This window comes from Streptomyces poriferorum (assembly GCF_019399235.1).
Classification (GTDB): Bacteria; Actinomycetota; Actinomycetes; order Streptomycetales; family Streptomycetaceae; genus Streptomyces; species Streptomyces poriferorum.
The window spans coordinates 1-11,204 of record NZ_JAELVH010000238.1; the positions used below are offsets into that span (position 1 = coordinate 1).

Annotated in this window: 17 protein-coding genes; 3 read left to right on the forward strand and 14 right to left on the reverse strand. The window is 68.3% G+C overall.

All coding sequences use genetic code 11. The annotated features are described in order from the left end of the window. Positions 1–73: 73 nt before the first annotated feature. The 12 genes from JGS39_RS30500 to JGS39_RS30555 all read right to left on the reverse strand — a co-directional run bounded on the left by JGS39_RS30500 (position 74) and on the right by JGS39_RS30555 (position 7,408). Entirely contained in the window at positions 74–1,234 is a 1,161-nt protein-coding gene (locus tag JGS39_RS30500) for a tyrosine-type recombinase/integrase (RefSeq protein WP_219572935.1), read from the reverse strand. Continuing rightward, positions 1,234–1,446: a helix-turn-helix domain-containing protein gene (locus tag JGS39_RS30505; protein ID WP_219572936.1), complete on the reverse strand. Its 213-nt coding sequence runs from the start codon at positions 1,444–1,446 to the stop codon at positions 1,234–1,236. The genes JGS39_RS30500 and JGS39_RS30505 overlap by 1 nt, the downstream gene beginning before the upstream one ends. Then, positions 1,443–2,822, reverse strand: a complete 1,380-nt coding sequence (gene repSA / locus JGS39_RS30510; protein WP_219572937.1) for a replication initiator protein RepSA — start codon at positions 2,820–2,822, stop codon at positions 1,443–1,445. Before repSA ends, JGS39_RS30505 begins: the two co-directional genes overlap by 4 nt. Continuing rightward, positions 2,819–3,013: a hypothetical protein gene (locus JGS39_RS30515; RefSeq protein WP_219572938.1), complete on the reverse strand. Its 195-nt coding sequence runs from the start codon at positions 3,011–3,013 to the stop codon at positions 2,819–2,821. The genes repSA and JGS39_RS30515 overlap by 4 nt, the downstream gene beginning before the upstream one ends. An 89-nt stretch (positions 3,014–3,102) precedes the next feature. Continuing rightward, a complete protein-coding gene (locus JGS39_RS30520) occupies positions 3,103–3,423 on the reverse strand; it encodes a SpdD-like protein (RefSeq protein WP_219572939.1) in 321 nt (106 codons plus the stop codon). Between the two features lie 23 nt (positions 3,424–3,446). After that, positions 3,447–3,602: a hypothetical protein gene (locus JGS39_RS30525; RefSeq protein WP_219572940.1), complete on the reverse strand. Its 156-nt coding sequence runs from the start codon at positions 3,600–3,602 to the stop codon at positions 3,447–3,449. Positions 3,603–3,614: 12 nt separating this feature from the next. After that, positions 3,615–3,806 (reverse strand): mobile element transfer protein, encoded by a 192-nt coding sequence (locus tag JGS39_RS30530; RefSeq protein WP_219572941.1) that lies wholly within the window; start codon positions 3,804–3,806, stop codon positions 3,615–3,617. A gap of 21 nt (positions 3,807–3,827) precedes the next feature. Then, positions 3,828–4,490 (reverse strand): DUF2637 domain-containing protein, encoded by a 663-nt coding sequence (locus JGS39_RS30535; RefSeq protein WP_219572942.1) that lies wholly within the window; start codon positions 4,488–4,490, stop codon positions 3,828–3,830. Beyond that, positions 4,490–4,693 carry a hypothetical protein gene (locus JGS39_RS30540; RefSeq protein ID WP_124281822.1) on the reverse strand — a complete coding sequence of 68 codons (204 nt, stop codon included), beginning with the start codon at positions 4,691–4,693 and terminating at the stop codon, positions 4,490–4,492. The genes JGS39_RS30535 and JGS39_RS30540 overlap by 1 nt, the downstream gene beginning before the upstream one ends. A gap of 84 nt (positions 4,694–4,777) precedes the next feature. Then, positions 4,778–6,133: an FtsK/SpoIIIE domain-containing protein gene (locus tag JGS39_RS30545; protein WP_219572943.1), complete on the reverse strand. Its 1,356-nt coding sequence runs from the start codon at positions 6,131–6,133 to the stop codon at positions 4,778–4,780. Positions 6,134–6,135: 2 nt separating this feature from the next. Beyond that, positions 6,136–6,489, reverse strand: coding sequence for an SCO3933 family regulatory protein (locus tag JGS39_RS30550; protein WP_219572944.1), 354 nt, complete (start codon positions 6,487–6,489; stop codon positions 6,136–6,138). A 139-nt stretch (positions 6,490–6,628) separates the two neighbouring features. Next, on the reverse strand, positions 6,629–7,408 hold the full coding sequence (locus tag JGS39_RS30555) for a GntR family transcriptional regulator (RefSeq protein WP_219572945.1): 780 nt from the start codon (positions 7,406–7,408) through the stop codon (positions 6,629–6,631). A gap of 18 nt (positions 7,409–7,426) precedes the next feature. On the opposite strand from JGS39_RS30555, the gene JGS39_RS30560 reads away from it, so the two are divergent. Together JGS39_RS30560 and JGS39_RS30565 are read left to right on the forward strand one after the other, a co-directional pair. Further along, positions 7,427–7,894: an NUDIX hydrolase gene (locus tag JGS39_RS30560; protein WP_219572946.1), complete on the forward strand. Its 468-nt coding sequence runs from the start codon at positions 7,427–7,429 to the stop codon at positions 7,892–7,894. A gap of 23 nt (positions 7,895–7,917) precedes the next feature. Beyond that, the gene (locus JGS39_RS30565; RefSeq protein WP_219572947.1) at positions 7,918–8,127 is read left to right on the forward strand and encodes an e9imm peptide; all 210 of its coding nucleotides are present in this window, start codon (positions 7,918–7,920) and stop codon (positions 8,125–8,127) included. Between the two features lie 607 nt (positions 8,128–8,734). On the opposite strand, the gene JGS39_RS30570 is transcribed toward JGS39_RS30565, so the two are convergent. Both JGS39_RS30570 and JGS39_RS30575 read right to left on the reverse strand, forming a co-directional pair. After that, entirely contained in the window at positions 8,735–8,926 is a 192-nt protein-coding gene (locus JGS39_RS30570; RefSeq protein WP_219572948.1) for a hypothetical protein, read from the reverse strand. Positions 8,927–9,171: 245 nt separating this feature from the next. Continuing rightward, on the reverse strand, positions 9,172–9,702 hold the full coding sequence (locus tag JGS39_RS30575) for a hypothetical protein (RefSeq protein ID WP_219572949.1): 531 nt from the start codon (positions 9,700–9,702) through the stop codon (positions 9,172–9,174). 544 nt (positions 9,703–10,246) lie between these two features. On the opposite strand from JGS39_RS30575, the gene JGS39_RS30580 reads away from it, so the two are divergent. Continuing rightward, a complete protein-coding gene (locus tag JGS39_RS30580) occupies positions 10,247–11,200 on the forward strand; it encodes an IS481 family transposase (RefSeq protein ID WP_219572950.1) in 954 nt (317 codons plus the stop codon). Positions 11,201–11,204: the final 4 nt, after the last annotated feature.

An 11,204-nucleotide genomic window follows, 5' to 3' on the forward strand; every position in this document is an offset into this window, starting at 1 on the left:
TCGATTCTCGTCACCCGCTCCATGAGAAAGCCCCAGGCCAGCGGCCGGGGGCTTCTTTGTTGTCTGGACCAGTTCAAGGCTCTCGCACCAGATCCGCACCAGAAGGCCCCTGATCAGCCTTCTTACGGGCGGACCGCACGAGGTCATCCAGCCCGCTCGCCACCTCCTGCTGTCGCTCAAGGTCCGAGTGCTGGTAGATCAACGCGGCCTTCTCCGACGACTGGCCGGCGCGGACCATCGTGTCCTTGAGCGTGGCACCGGACCGGGTGGCCAGGGTGTGACCGGTGTGACGAAGATCGTAGAAGCGGAAGCCGTCCGGCATGCCGACGAGCACGCGAGCCCTGCGCCACTTCCGCCCGAATGTGGAACGCCGGAAGGGCTTGCCCTTCTCCCCCACGAACAGCAGTCCTTCCGGGCCCTTCTCGGCGTACCAGTCGAGGTGTCGCCGAAGGTCGGTCCGCAGAAAGGCCGGCAGGACCACGACCCGCTTGCCCGCATCCGACTTGGTGTCGCCAGGAGCGCGGCGACCGGTGGTCAACTCGGGAGCCGCCATGCGGACCCGGATGGTCATCTCGTCCAGGTCGACGTCCTTACGCCGGAGCTCCGCCTGTTCCTCCGGGCGCATCGGACCGTAAGCGCCGAGGTAGACCATCAGCCGCCAGCGGGGCCCGAGAGCATCCGCGAGCGCGTCGACCTGGGCGACGGTGGCGATCTGACGTTCGGCGGACGACTCCTTCCCGGCGCCCCGGATGCGGCAGGGGTTGCGGCGGATCAGCTCGTCATCGACCGCGGTCTCCATGACGGCCTTGAGCAGCCGGTAGGCCTTGGCCACGGTCGTGGCTGCTCCGGTGCACGCCAGCCGCTCGGTTCGCCAGGTACGGACACGGGGTGCGGTGATCTCGTCGAGGTCCAGGCTCTCGAAGGTGGGCAGGAGGTGGAGTCGCAGGAGACGCCGGTACAGCTCATCGGTGGTGGCGGAGAGACCGCGCTCGTCCACCCACTGGAGGGCGTACTCCTTGAAGTTCACCGCCCCGGCGTCCGGGTCCTGCCAGTTGCCGCGCGTGAGGTCCGCTTCGACCTGGGAGAGCCAGACCTCGGCGTCCTTCTTGGTGTCGAAGGTCTCGGGTGCTCGGAAGTCCTGTCCGTCCGGGCCCAGGTAGCTCGCAGTCCAGCGGCCGGACCTGTACTGACGCACGGCACCGAAGCGCCGGCGGCTTCCCTTGGCGTTCCCCATCAGGCAGCCCTTCCGTAGCGGGAGCGACGGCGGCGGATCGGCTGGACGGTGTTGCCCTCGATGTACGCCTCCAAGACGCTCGCCTTGATGCGCACGTGGCTGCCGACCTTGACGAAGGCGATGCGGCGTTCGGCGACGAGGCGGCGCGGAAAGCGTGTGGTGGTGCCGAGGCGTTCGGCGGCTTGGTCGACGGTGAGCAGGGGGTCAGTCACGACCGGTCTCCTTCCAGGGCGAGGGCTTCGCGTGCCGTTTCTCGGTTGTGTTGCAGGTCTCTGGCGATCGAGGCGGCGAGGAGGGACTCGCCGGGGCTGTGGCCCTGTCCGGCGTACTGCCAGTCGGCGAGGACGAGGACGGTCGGGTCCTGGTCCGGGTCGGGCAGGCCGAGTTCCTCGCGCTGCTGGGCTGCGCGGTAGTCGGCGCGGATCTGGCGGAGTGCGCCGAGGGTGGTGGAGTAGCGGCGGGACTTGGTGGAGAAGTGGCCGCGGAAGCCGAGCATGTGTGCCCAAGCCCTCAGTCGCCGGTCTGGGTAGAGCGCATCGAGGTCGAAGCAGGCTTCGATGAGGCGGCGCGGGTGGTCGGGTACGTCGAGGAGGGCCAGGGCCTCGCGGTTGCCGATGCGGCGGTCGACGGTGCCGGTCGTCTCGGCTGCTTTGGTCGCGTACTTGGCGACGTAGGAGGCGACGGCCTGTTCGGTGATGTCGGTCCCGGCGTCGAAGGCGCGGATGGGGCGGATGTCGAGCTGGGTGCCCCAGCGCAGGGGGCGGGCGGGTTGGCCGGCGGCGGCTGGGACGGTGATGGTCGTGTACGCGTGCGCGGCGGCGGCGCGGATGGAGTCGCTGAGCAGTTGCACGGAGGCCCAGGAGGGTGGCGGACTGTCGGGTCCGTCCGGACCGTCGAGGCGAATGACGGCGTGGAAGTGGACGGCGCCGCGCTTCTGGAACTCGGCGACCTTGCCGTACGAGATCCGTGCCGCTTCTTTCAGTTCGCGTTGGGTGAGGCCGGCGCGGGCGGCGATCTCGCGGCGGAGGCGGTTGGCGAAGCGCTGCCAGAGGTCCCCGGCGTGGTTGTTGAAGAGGACCGCGCCCGCGTAGTCGTACGTGTTCGGGGCGAGCGGGGTGCCGAGGGCATCGTCATCCGTGCTGTGAGCGGTGCCGCAGCGGCAGCGGCCGGAGTCGGGGCGGTTGTGGACCGGGCCGAAGGACGGGGCGGTGAGCGTGGCGAAGACGCGGGGATGGTCGCGGACGGTGGCGGGGACGTCCTTGTCCTGGTCGCCCGCGAGTCCGGCGCGGATCAGGTGGTAGGTGTCGGCGGAGTAGGTCCAGGCACAGGCCGCGCAGCGTGAGGCGCGGCGGTTGCCGCAGGCGACGCGGAGTCGTCCTCCGGGCTCGGCGCTGGTGGAGTAGCGGTAGAGGGTCTGGCCGGTGGTCCTGTCCTTGGTGAGGGTCCAGCCGGAGAGGTGGATGGGGTTGGAGCATCCGCCGGTGCGGCGGATCTGGTCCTGCCAGCGGTCGAAGCCGGTGGACCCGGCCACCCGCAGCAGATCGCCGAGGGTGGCCGGGTCCAGGCTCGCGAGGATCGAGTCCGTCACGCGTGCTCCCGCTGGACGACCGGGGCGGGAGTGGCGGTGCGGGGCGAGCCGGTGCCGCGGCAGAGGTGGCAGGCGACCAGGAGGGTGGCGCGGGTGCCGTTGTCGAGGAGCGTGCCGGTGTCGATGGCGACGACGGGGAAGCCGTTGCAGTCCGGGCAGAGACGCGGCGGGGCAGGGCTGTGCTGGGCCATGGTGGCGGTCCTTTCGGCTGCGGTTGGAAGGGGCCGGGCTGTCCGGGCGGCGGCGATGCTTGGCGGCTTGTGCGCCGCCCGGGGGCCGGTCAGCGGCGCTGGTCTGCGGAAGTGATGAGCGAGCGGATGACCAGGGCGCAGATGGCGACGGATGCGCCGGTGACGGCGACCGCAAGGAGCATCGAGACCAGGACCGCGCCGACGACCAGGACGACGGCCGTCCCACCTCCCACGAGGGCGACGACGGCGCCGGGCGTGAGCTGCACGGTGGGCCTGGCCGCACTGGTCGGGACAGTCAGCGGGGCAGGGCTCGGCGGGGTGTGCTGGACCACGGCTGTCGGCTCGACGACGGTCGGTCGGGTGATGAGGCCGGTGGGCTGGGGCATGGTCGGGACCTTGGGCTTGAGCACGATGGATCTCCCTTCGCAGGTGGCTACTTGACGGCGGTGTCGATGACGGGAGCAAGGAGGCTGTCGGCGAGGAGGTAGCCGCCGAGCAGGAGGACGGCGACGAGCCAGATGGGCGGGCGCATGAGCTTGATGCCGAGCCAGCCGACGATGATCAGGGCGAACCAGAGCGGGACATCCACGGGGCCGTTCTCCTATCGGGCGGTGCAGCGGTGGGTGCGGGCAGCCAGCTGGGCGGCGCTCTGGCTGGAGTAGTCGGCGGACCAGCCGCAGCGGTCGGCGCTGCAGACGGCGGCGTGCTTGGTCTGGCCGCGGTGGTCGCGGTGGGTGCCGATCTGCACGGGGCCGATTCGCATCACGGAGTGGAAGTGGTCACGAGCGGGCATGGCGGTGGTTCTCCCGTCTGGTCAGGCGAGTTGGGCGGCGATGGTCTCGGCGAGCTGTGGCGGGACACCGAGCCGGGCGCGCAGGGTGTCGGTGTCGATCGGGGCGCCGGTGCGGGCGTGGTGGTCGGCGGCGAGCTTGCGGGCGTGGTCGACCAGCGCGGCCGGGACCGACGGACCGGCCGGGGCGAGTGCCGGGGTGTTCTCGCCAGCTGCGGTGATCGGCTCGGGCTCGGGTGCCGGATCGGGGGCGGGTTCCCGCTCGACTTCTGTCCCGGAATGCGGGACTGCGGGTGCCGGCGGAACGAGCTCCGGCTCCTCGGCGGAGTGCGAGTGGGCGAGGAGGGTGCCGCCGAGGAAGGCGAGCGCGGGCCATCCCGCGATGCCGAACCGCAGCCAGGCCGGCGGGTGGGTGAGGTCGAGGAATCCGGCGGTCGCGACGTTGGCACCCAGCGAGGCGAACAGTGCGATCAGGAACCAGCACCAGGCCAGCCGAGACGGACCCTCACTGCGCAGGCGCCGCCAGGCAGCGACCAGGAGCAGGTCCACCGAGATCGGGTAGGCCCAGGCCTTCCAGCCGTCCTGCCCAGCGGCGTCGGCGAGGTCGTGCAGGTGGGCGAAGGAGAGGGCACCGGCGATGACGGCCTGGACCAGGACGGCGTCCACGCGGAACGCGGGGCGGGCCATCAGACGCCCCCGGGGTGGTCGGTGCCGCCGATGGGGTCGTAGCCGGGCGGGAACATCCCCGGCGGCGGCTCAGGAAGCGACACGGCCAGGGACGGACCAATGGAGTCGATGAACGCGTCGTCGGCACCCGGCATTTCCGCATACAGGGCCAGAGCGCCGAGCATCAGGACGGTGCGGTGGAAGTCCTCGATGTGCTCACACATGGGAGTCGGTCTCCCTTCCTTCAGGCATGGAGCGGGTAGGGACCTGGCGCGATGCGGTCGCGCCGACCGGGGGTGCGGGAGGACTCAGGCCGTGGCGGGGGTGGCCTTGGCGAGCGGCTCGGAGGCCGGGGCCAGGGAACCGACCATGGGGCGGAAGGCCGCGAGGACGGGCAGGGCCGGGGTGCGGTCGGCGTGCCGGTTGCAGATGTTCACGGCCTGGCGCAGCGAGGTGTGCGGGGCGCGGATGCGGGCCCAGCCGCCGGAGGAGTCGCCGGTGACGGCGATGCCGGGTGTCTCGGTGGGAATCTGGATAGCGGCCAGGACAGCGTCCGGAGCGATGTCGCCGAAGGCCATGTTGGCGGAGGACTCGTCATTGACGCGGTGGGCGGTGCGGCCGGTGAGCTGGGCGCGGAGCATCGTGATGCCCTTGCCGAGTTCGGAGCCGAAGCGCTGTCCGCAGATCTCCAGGTAGATCCCGGCAGCGCGGCCGAGCTGGGCGAGGCGGACCAGTGCGGTGATGATCCGGTCGCGACGCTTCTCCTCGTCCTTGGACGCGAACAGGGCCAGTTCGGCGACCTCGTCCACCAGGACCACGACCGGCACCGGCCGCAGGTGTTCGGGCAGGTCCCAGATGTCAGCGGCTATTGCCGCGTCCGGCACGTTCACCGTGATCCGCTGTTCAGCCCGGATCAGTTGGTAGACGTTCTCCATGTGTGTGACGAGAGCTTCGAGGAGCTCCAAGGCGGTGTCGGGATTGTCGGCGAGGGCGGAGAACCGGCGGGCCAGTGGAAAGAGTTCGACGCCTTGCTTGCAGTCGATTCCGACCAGTGCGACGTCCATGGGCGCGAGGCCGGCCACCAGGTTGCGCTGGTAGACAGACTTCCCCGACTCGGTGGCGCCGAGGGTGAGCCCGTGCGGAACGCTGCGGTAGTCCCGGTAGTGGACCGCCCCGTCCTCGCGCAGGGCGACCGGTACCCGCATCGGTGCAGGGTCGGTCTTCGCGGGCATCTGCACCCGCTTGAGCACGTCATATCCGGTCATCCGCACTTCGACGACGCCGGAGCGCAGTTCGCGTGAGGTCACGCCGTACATGCCGAAGGAGTGGCGCAGCCGGTCCGAGGCTGCGGAGACGTCGAACGCGTCTTGTCCGGGGCGGAGCTTGAGGCGTAGCACCAGGCCGGTGCGGGTGGGGTGGACGCGCAGGATGCGCGGGGCGCGGGACTCCGGCACGGGCCGGTTCGCGATCCGGGCCAGGGCCAGACGCCAGCGGGAGGGCGGGACGGTCAGCCCGCACGCGTCCATCACGGAGACGTAGCGGACCAAGACCCGCACAGCGGCTAAGACAGCGCCGAAGGCCAGCCAGTACCAGGCGGGGCGCCGCCACCGCAGGATCACTGCGGCAGCGACAACCAGCACCAGGGCGACCGTGAAGCCGGTCACGCTCAGGCCGCCTTCGACTGCGATGCAGCGGCGGCGAGCGAGGTGACAGCGACCGCGCGGAACGCGATCCCGTGCCGCTTCTGCCCGTTGAACTCGTTCTCCCACGCCGACGCGACCAGACCCGTCAGCGCTACCGGGGTGCCCATGGCCAGGTCCTCGGAGACGCCCGGCTGGGGAACGGTGAGCTTGAGGATCTCCACCTCGTCCGGCGTGGAGAACATGACCTCCACCGTCATCAGCGTCACGCCGTCCTTGTCGAGGGCGATCTCACCGGTACGGCGGTCCTTGACCTTGGGCTGGGGGGCCTTGGCAACCATCACGGTCGCGTTCGTGGTGTCGACGGGAATCTGACGCACAGCAGATCACTCCTCTGTAGGTGCTGAACTCCGTCACTCATGTATATGAGTGACATAAAGAAGAGTGCATCACTCCTGTACATGAGTCAACCCGCTACGAAGAGGAAATCGCAGCGGGCTGGGGTGAGTTGAGCGGACGTCAGTCGGTGGCGGGGATCCTGTAGCTGAAGACGAACTGGTCAGCGGCCATGAGGGTGTCGCAGACCTCGACCACACGACCCTCTTCGGTCACGGCATCTCGGATGAGGTGAATGACCGGGGCGCCGGGGCTCAGTGCGAGTTCGGAGGACTCCGCCTTCGAGGCCGGCCGCGCCTGGAGGGTCTCGACGAACTCCGCGAAGACATGGCCGTCGTCTTCCAGCCGGGCGTAGATCCCACCGGGGCCGGGGTTCTCGGAGAACAGCTCTGGGATGTCCTTCACAACGTCCCACGGCAGGTAGGACGTTGCAGTCTCGACCGGGGTGCCGTTGCGGAAGTAGAGGCGGCGGCGGGCCAGTACCTTGGATCCGGGGTCCACACCGAGACGCTCCGCGATGTCGGCGGGTGCATCGGCGGGGCCGATGAACAGCACGCTCACCTTGGCGGTCGCGCCGGCCTGCTCCGACTCCGCGAGGTACGCGGCCTTGCCACCCTTGCGATGCGAGCGCCGGAAGCGATCGGAAGACCGATGACGCACCGGGGGTCGGGCCTTCACCAAGGACCCCTTGCCGTGCCGGGTCTCCACCAGGCCGCTTGCACGGACCTCCACCATGGCCTTACGGATCGTCCCGCCGGATACACCGTAGCGGTCCACCAACTCGGATTCGCTGGGCACCATGTCGCCGGGCTTGAGGACACCGGCCCGGATCTGCTGAACGATCTCCTCGGCGATCTGAACGTACCGAGGTACGGCCCTGTCACCTCCTACTGCTGTTCCCATCGACCTACTCACTCTCCTATGCTCCTGTACATGAGTAACAGCGCCCAGGAAGCTCCGTCAACGCCGAAGCACAGTGTGTCCGTGGCGGGGGCTGTCGTGCGCGAGGACGGCCGACTCCTGGCGATCCGCCGCGCGGACAACGGGACATGGGAGCTTCCGGGCGGAGTGCTGGAGCTGGAGGAGTCCCCGGAGCAGGGCGTCAGCCGCGAGGTCTGGGAAGAGACCGGCATCCGCGTCGAGGTCGACGAGCTCACAGGCGTCTACAAGAACACGACCAGGGGCATCGTCGCCATGGTCTTCCGGTGCAAGCCTTCCGGGGGCACCGAGCGCACATCATCCGAATCGACCGCGGTCGACTGGCTCACCCCGGAGCAGATCACCGAGCGCATGTCCGAGGTCTACGCAATCCGTCTACTCGACGCCTTGGACGGAGCCGGCCCGCACGTGCGGAGCCATGACGGCCATCGGCTGAACAAGACACAGTGACGGCTCCAGGCCCTCAAGAGAGGATGAGCCGTGATGAAGCTCTACCCCTTGTTCAGCGCCTCCTGGACGGCGACATTGCCAGCGAAGCCGAAGGCGACGAGATCCTGGACGCCCTGCACCGCGGACTCGCTTGCCCCCACATCAGCGAGTACATCTACTGGGACTTCGATCCCGACCCAAGCGCGGACAGGATCATCGATCGAGCGTTGGCCTACAAGCCGATCGCGCTCTGACCCAAGGAGCGCGGTAAGAGTTTCTCTACTTCATCAAGACCCGCGCACGGCGCGGGCGCGCGCCGCCTCAGCGGCGCGGCCTGCCTCTGTCTTCGCCCCGGCTGGCCGCGCCAGGCGGCGCGCTCGGCAGCTGCGGGCATGAAGGGGAGACCCCTCTGTGGCTGGGGCGGTCGGCTCCACGGCTTTAGCCACCTCCCCGGTTCGGGTCCCGCGTCGAGCAAGACCAGGGGGCCACTCGTTCAAATTCCGGGCAGGATCACAGCCTGCCCGAGTTGCCGGCCAGCGTATGGCCCCCTGATCATGCTCGACCCCAAACCGGGCAGGACACCGGCCAAACCCGCTCCGCCGACGGGCCAAACTCGGCCCGCCTCGCCGCATAAAAACCGGTGTCGTACTCTGAACTAGCGCGTCAACCGGTCGTTGTCGTTCGGGTGAGATTGGATCGTCGGTCTAGACAAGGTCGCCCCGATCCGCCTTAATAGCCTCTACCTTCGGATGACAGCTCAGTGCACGACCGCAAGGGCATGGGAGAGGGGTGGAAGGCCTTCGGCCCCCCACCCCTCGGATACAGCAGGAGTTAGATGGTTGCAGCCATCTAACGACTCAGTTAGGCAGTCATAGCCTGGCTGAGCGTCCGGTAGGCGCACTCGCCCTTACGGTCGATGCACGGCGGAAACGTGGCCCCCTTCTCATGGAAGGTAGTGACACCGTGCTGGTCCTCGTACGAACCGGTCGTCGGGACTCGCTGCCCGGTCTTCCACTCGCCGTTCGGCCCCTTGGGCCAGTTTCTCTTGCTCATGTGCGGTTCCTTTCTGGGGATTATCTATGGACGTGATCGATCTGAGCTCGCGGAGGTCCGCGGCTCGGGCTGTTCCAGACACCGCCATCTGCACGTGCGGCAGCGGCTGGTTCGAACTCCGGGTCTCCGGAGGATCCGGGGCCGGCGCAGTCTGCCTTCGCCAGGACGGCACCGTTTCGGGATACGCCGGTACGCCTTGCTGTATGGAGTGCGGTAAAGCCTGGGCTCCCCGATAGCTTCACCAGTCAGTCACCGTCGCCCTCGTCCGGAGCAGCGTCGGTAAGGCGATCCTGTACGACCAGCGGCAGAACCCAAGAACGATCAGGCATCCGCCCCACCAACCCGGCCTTGAAGGCTCGCTGGTAGACCATGTTGATGGCGGACTTTGGTGCCTTCCATCGAGGATTGACCCACCCGCGGCGCTCCCACTCGTCGCGGATCTCCTCCATGCGCATCGGCCGACCGGCTTCGGCCAAGAGCTGGACGGCCCTCTCAATCGAGACTGAGCCGCCTGCTACCTCGTCACGCCGTCCGGGTTCTCGCTGCTGCCCCGCCTCACCTTCGGGCCGGACCGATCCGGAGGAGTGGCTGAGTTCGTTGGGATCCGGCTCAGGGCTGGCGAAGGAGTCACCAGGGTCAAGCAACTGCTTGAGCCCAAAGACGACGGCGCGCAGATTCCGGACACGCTCCCGAATCTCCCGCAACTCGCCCTCGGCTTCGGCGAGCTGCCGCTGCGACACCTCCAGGGCGCCCCTCAGAGTCTTGTTCTCCTCCATGCTTACAGAGTACCAGAACTCTGAACGAACGTTTAAACGTGGCAACATCTGAACTCATAGCCAGCATTCAGGCCTGGCTTTCCAAGGTCAGAGACGTCAGCTTAGCTGGTAAATAAGGTGCAAAATGGCCATATCGTGCCTACTTGTAAGTCGTCCGCACGAATGCCCGCCTACCCGAGTCGATTGCACTGACCGATCGGTCCCTAGACGTCACGTCGTGCCAGTGCGCGCCATACTGAGCGGCGAACCGCGGTCACCGCTGGCTACCTCGCTAGCTCTCGTTCGCAGCATTTCGGACAGTCCACATTGGTCATTCTCATAGCGACGACCGGAGTTGCGGTGGCTCCCAGGCTCATGGCACACAAGGTGACTCTGACGAGGCCGCCCGGATCGACGGCGCCAACACAAGGGGACTGCGCACTAGGTGTTCTGTCCACGGAGGTTGGGTGCGGTGACAGTGATCACCGTCTGGGGATCTTGAACGAGTGAGGGCCTTCCGGGTTCGGTGTGGATTGCGACGTCTACACCAGCCCGAAAGGCCCTCATGCCCCACCGTAATGCACCCCTGACCGAGACCGGACGCCTGCGGCTGGCCCGCTGCGTTGTCGAGGACGGGTGGCCCCTGCGCCGGGCCGCCGAACGCTTCCAGGTCTCGCCCACGACCGCCCAGCGGTGGGCCGGCCGCTACCGGACCCTGGGCGAGGCCGGGATGACAGACCTCTCCTCCCGCCCCCACCACAGCCCCCGCAGGACCCCGACCCGCACCGAACGCCGCATCATCAAGGTCCGTGTCCTTCGCCGATGGGGGCCCGCCCGCATCGCCCATCTGCTGGGCTTGGTGCCCTCAACCGTGCACCGCGTCCTGACCCGATACAGCCTGGCCCGGCTCAGCCACCTGGACCGGGCCACCGGCCGCGTCATACGCCGCTACGAACGCGACCGGCCCGGCGAACTCGTGCACGTGGACATCAAGAAACTCGGCAACATCCCCGACGGCGGCGGCCACAAGGCCCTGGGCCGCCAGGCAGGCCGCAAGACCCGCTCCGGAGCTGGCTACAGCTACATCCACACCGCCGTCGACGACCACTCCCGCCTCGCCTACAGCGAGATCCACACGGACGAGAAGAAAGAGACCGCCACCGCCTTCTGGGCACGCGCACACGCCTACTTCACCGACGTCGGGATCACCGTCGAACGAGTCCTGACCGACAACGGCGCCTGCTACAAGTCCTACCTCTGGCGAGAGACCCTGACCGAGGCCGGGATCACCCACAAGCGAACCCGGCCCTACCGACCGCAGACCAACGGCAAGGTCGAACGCCTCAACCGCACCCTGCTCGACGAATGGGCCTACGCAAAGCCCTACCGCTCAGAGCAGGAGCGACGCGACGCCTTCCCCCACTGGCTGCACTCCTACAATCACCACCGCGGCCACACCGCACTCGCAGGCAAACCACCCGCCAGCCGCGTCCCCAACCTCACAGGGCAATACACCTAATACA

What these genes read in the sequence shown, in the direction of transcription:
- JGS39_RS30500 (WP_219572935.1), bottom strand. Translation starts at nt 1,234, where the DNA reads ATGGGGAACGCCAAGGGAAGCCGCCGGCGCTTCGGTGCCGTGCGTCAG.
- JGS39_RS30515 (WP_219572938.1), bottom strand. Translation starts at nt 3,013, where the DNA reads ATGGCCCAGCACAGCCCTGCCCCGCCGCGTCTCTGCCCGGACTGCAAC.
- JGS39_RS30530 (WP_219572941.1), bottom strand. Translation starts at nt 3,806, where the DNA reads ATGCCCGCTCGTGACCACTTCCACTCCGTGATGCGAATCGGCCCCGTG.
- JGS39_RS30535 (WP_219572942.1), bottom strand. Translation starts at nt 4,490, where the DNA reads ATGGCCCGCCCCGCGTTCCGCGTGGACGCCGTCCTGGTCCAGGCCGTC.
- JGS39_RS30540 (WP_124281822.1), bottom strand. Translation starts at nt 4,693, where the DNA reads ATGTGTGAGCACATCGAGGACTTCCACCGCACCGTCCTGATGCTCGGC.
- JGS39_RS30555 (WP_219572945.1), bottom strand. Translation starts at nt 7,408, where the DNA reads ATGGGAACAGCAGTAGGAGGTGACAGGGCCGTACCTCGGTACGTTCAG.
- JGS39_RS30560 (WP_219572946.1), top strand. Translation starts at nt 7,427, where the DNA reads ATGCTCCTGTACATGAGTAACAGCGCCCAGGAAGCTCCGTCAACGCCG.
- JGS39_RS30565 (WP_219572947.1), top strand. Translation starts at nt 7,918, where the DNA reads ATGAGCCGTGATGAAGCTCTACCCCTTGTTCAGCGCCTCCTGGACGGC.
- JGS39_RS30570 (WP_219572948.1), bottom strand. Translation starts at nt 8,926, where the DNA reads ATGAGCAAGAGAAACTGGCCCAAGGGGCCGAACGGCGAGTGGAAGACC.
- JGS39_RS30575 (WP_219572949.1), bottom strand. Translation starts at nt 9,702, where the DNA reads ATGGAGGAGAACAAGACTCTGAGGGGCGCCCTGGAGGTGTCGCAGCGG.
- JGS39_RS30580 (WP_219572950.1), top strand. Translation starts at nt 10,247, where the DNA reads ATGCCCCACCGTAATGCACCCCTGACCGAGACCGGACGCCTGCGGCTG.